The following is a 3,222-nucleotide window of genomic DNA, read 5'->3' as shown; positions in this document are numbered from 1 at the left end:
GGTCCAGAGGTCCACCAGCGGCGCGGTGAACTCCTGGTCGCGCGCCACCATCACGTGGTAGCGCTGGCCGGGCTCGCCGCTCCAGCGGATCTGGCGGCTGCCTTCGGCCGGGCCGTCGCCCATCTGCAGCGCGCTGGCCGAGGGCTGGGGCGGAACGGCCGCCAGTCGCATGGCCTGGGCTGCGGCAAACGGGCCCTGGTCGGGCTGTCCATCGGCCAGCGTGCGAATGCTGGCGGCACGCCAGAGATAGCGTCCGGCCGGCAGGCGGGCCAGCGTGGTGGCGGGCAGTGTGCAGTCGTTCAGGTCGCGTGCATCGATGGCGGGCTCGGCAAAGCCGGCCTGCGCATCGGCAGAGACGACCTGGATGCGGTAGCGCGCGGCGCCCACGACCTGGGTGCATTGCAGGCTGGCGCGGCCCAGGCCCACGGTGGCGTCGGCCTGCGGTGATTCATACAGCGGCGGCACGGGATGGGCCTTGACGCGCAGGGCGCGGCGGCTGGCGGCGCCCGGAATGCCCTGGGCATCGATGCCGCGCAGGGACAGCACGTAGTCGCCGTCCTCCACGCCCGCCAGGCGCAGCGGCGATGCCGTGGCCTGGAAGCTGGCGCTGCGCAGCACCTGGGTCATGTCGGCATCGCGCGACAGCTGTAGCTGGTAACGCACGGCGCCCGGCAAGCCGGGCAGGGGCAGGCTGATCCAGTTGGCGTCTTCCGCCAGCGCGGGCCACGCCGTGATGTCGGGCGCACCCAGCATGGGGCGGGGCTCGCCCACGCGGCCATTGGCGTCCACGGCCACGCCCTGGCCCGGGTGCAGCAGCGCATCGCCAGTGTTCGCGCTTGAGGCGTCGGAGCCTACGGCGACGGTGCCTTCATCGACGGCGGCCGCCGTACTGCCGGCGGCATCGGCCTGGACCAGGAAGCGGGTGCCGCGCACGCTGGTCGATGCAGCGGGCGTGCGGATCTCGAAGCGGCGCTGCGCGTTGCCGGGTTCGGGCGGCACGGAGGCCTCGACGCCGCCCTCGCGCAGGTCCAGCACGGACTGCAGGCTGCCGGCACGGCCCTTGCGGCGCATCTGGCGCAGCACCACATCGGACTGCGACTGCACGCGCACCAGGGAGCCATCGGCCAGGCGCACGGCGACGAATGCGTCCGGGGCCAGCTGCAGGCGCTCGCCTTCCTGCAGCGTCTGTCCCTTGCGCAGGGGCTGGCCCGCATCGTCTCCAGCCGCGCCCTGCGTATCGGCCAGGTGGTCCAGCTGGCGCGTGCTGCGCGCATCACCCTGCACGAATTCCACGGAGGCGACGGCGGCGCGCAGCAGGCGCACGGGGATCTCCAGCACGGAGCCGGGCCGCAGGCGGTAGGGATTGGCCACGCCGTTGTGCTGCTGCAGGTCGGTCCACTGGCGGGCATCGCCCAGGTAGCGGGCCGCCAATTGCTCCAGCGTGTCGCCGGCGACGACCCGGTGCGCCATCGTGTCGCCGTTGCGGCCCGCGGGTTTGATCTGGGCCTGCGCGCCGCCCAGGCCCAGCAGGCCGAGAGCGGCCAGCATGCAGGCCCGCGATACGGGCCTGCCCAGGGCGGCAGGCATGTGTACGGTCATGATGCCTGCTGCAGCGCCTGCAGCGCTGCGTCGGGCACATCGAGGCGATAGCCATAGCCGTACACGGCACTGATGGCGTAGGGCTGTCCGGCGCGCAGGTTCAGCAGGGCGCGCAGGCGCGAGATATGCGTGTCCAGCGAGCGCGACTGCACTTCGGCGTTGTGTCCCCACACGGCTTCGCGCAGGTGCTCGCGCGACAGCAGCCGGCCCTGGTTCTGGAACAGGGTCAGGGCCAGCGTGTACTCGCGGTGCGTCACCTCGATGGGCTGGCCGTGCATTTCCAGGCTGTTGGTGGTGGTGAGGAAACGGTAGGGGCCGAACTCCAGCACGCTTTGCGTGTTCACCGGATAGGCGCGGCGCAACAGGGCGGCCATGCGCGCGCGCAGCTCGGCATGGCGCACGGGCTTGACCATGAAGTCGTCGGCGCCGCAGGACAGGCCCTCGACGATGTCGGCCTCTTCGCTGCGGTGGGTGATGATGAGAATGGGCAGCTCGCGGCTGACATGGCCACGTGCCCATCGCACCAGGTCCGTTCCTTCCATGTCCGGGAGGTGCCAGTCCACGATCAGCAGGTCGAAGCTCTCGCGGCGAAGCTCCAGTTGCAGGGCCGAGCCCGTCTGGTAGGTGTGGCAGCTGTGGCCCGTCTCCAGCGCGACCTGACGCAGCATCTCCAGTTGCAGCGGATCATCGTCCAGAGCAGCTATACGCATCCAAATGTCCTTTCACGCACGCGCCGCAATCCCGGCGCCGAGCCCGCGGGCAAGACTGCCCGCAAATAGGCGGTTTCTCAAGCGAAGCTTACCCTTACTCTGCGGCATCGCGCAGTTGCTGCAGGGCGGCCAGCACCAACTGGGGGTCTGCGGGCTGCAGCCGGGGCTGCAGTGCGGACAGGGCTGCCTCGCCTTCCCTTTGCAGCTGGCCGATGGCCTGGCCGGCTTCCTTGGGGGCGTCGAAGCCCAGACTTTGCAGCAGCAGCTGGCCGTCGGCGGCGACGAGCTTGAAGTAGAACTTGCCGTCGGCTTCGCGGTATTGCTTGAACTGGGGCAGGGCCTGCCTGGCGGCCTTGGCCTTGGCGGCCACGGGCGCCTGTGCCAGGCTGCGCAGGCCGACGGCCGAGCGCAGTTCGCGGATCAGGGGCAGGGTCTCGCGGCGGGCCTTGGCGGCGCCGGCCTGCAGGATGTCCTCCAGCTCGGCAGGGTGGGCCACCAGGTGCTCGTAGCGCTCGCGCATGGGGGCCAGCTCGCGGTCGATGCGCTCGAACAGTTGCTGTTTGGCGTCGCCCCAGGCAATGCCTTCGGCGTACTGGCGGCGCAGCGCCTCGGTTTCCTCTTCGCTGGCAAAGCCCTGGTAGATCTGGAACAGGGCCGAGCCCTCGACTTCCTTGGGCTCGCCGGGCGTGCGCGAGTCGGTGGTGATGCTGCCGATGAGCTTGCGCAGCTGCTCGCGCGAGGAGAACAGCGCGATGGTGTTGTTGTAGCTCTTGCTCATCTTGCGGCCATCCAGGCCGGGCAGCGTGGCCACGTTCTCCTCGACCTGCGCCTCGGGCAGCGTGAAGAACTCGCCGCCGTAGATGTGGTTGAAGCTGGAGGCCATGTCGCGCGCCATCTCGATGTGCTGGACCTG

3 protein-coding genes are annotated in these 3,222 nt (G+C 70.4%); all 3 read right to left on the bottom strand.

Annotated elements, in window-relative coordinates:
- A partial coding sequence (locus JHD82_RS28700; protein ID WP_233174943.1) for a FecR domain-containing protein occupies window positions 1-1,599 on the bottom strand: 1,599 nt, incomplete at its 3' end.
- Window positions 1,596-2,309, bottom strand: a complete 714-nt coding sequence (locus tag JHD82_RS28695; protein WP_012207214.1) for a response regulator transcription factor — start codon at window positions 2,307-2,309, stop codon at window positions 1,596-1,598. The genes JHD82_RS28700 and JHD82_RS28695, both read right to left, overlap by 4 nt.
- Window positions 2,310-2,403: 94 nt before the next feature.
- The coding region (locus JHD82_RS28690) for a DUF1508 domain-containing protein (protein WP_199140273.1) at window positions 2,404-3,222 on the bottom strand (819 nt) is incomplete at its 5' end.

Source organism: Delftia sp. ASV31, from assembly GCF_016428765.1.
GTDB lineage: Bacteria > Pseudomonadota > Gammaproteobacteria > Burkholderiales > Burkholderiaceae_C > Comamonas > Comamonas acidovorans.
Note: the sequence above shows the minus strand (reverse complement) of the source record. Positions and strands in the feature narration are given on the sequence as shown.

Excerpts from the sequence above, each read along its gene's own strand:
- JHD82_RS28695 (WP_012207214.1), bottom strand. The coding sequence starts at position 2,309 with ATGCGTATAGCTGCTCTGGACGATGATCCGCTGCAACTGGAGATGCTG.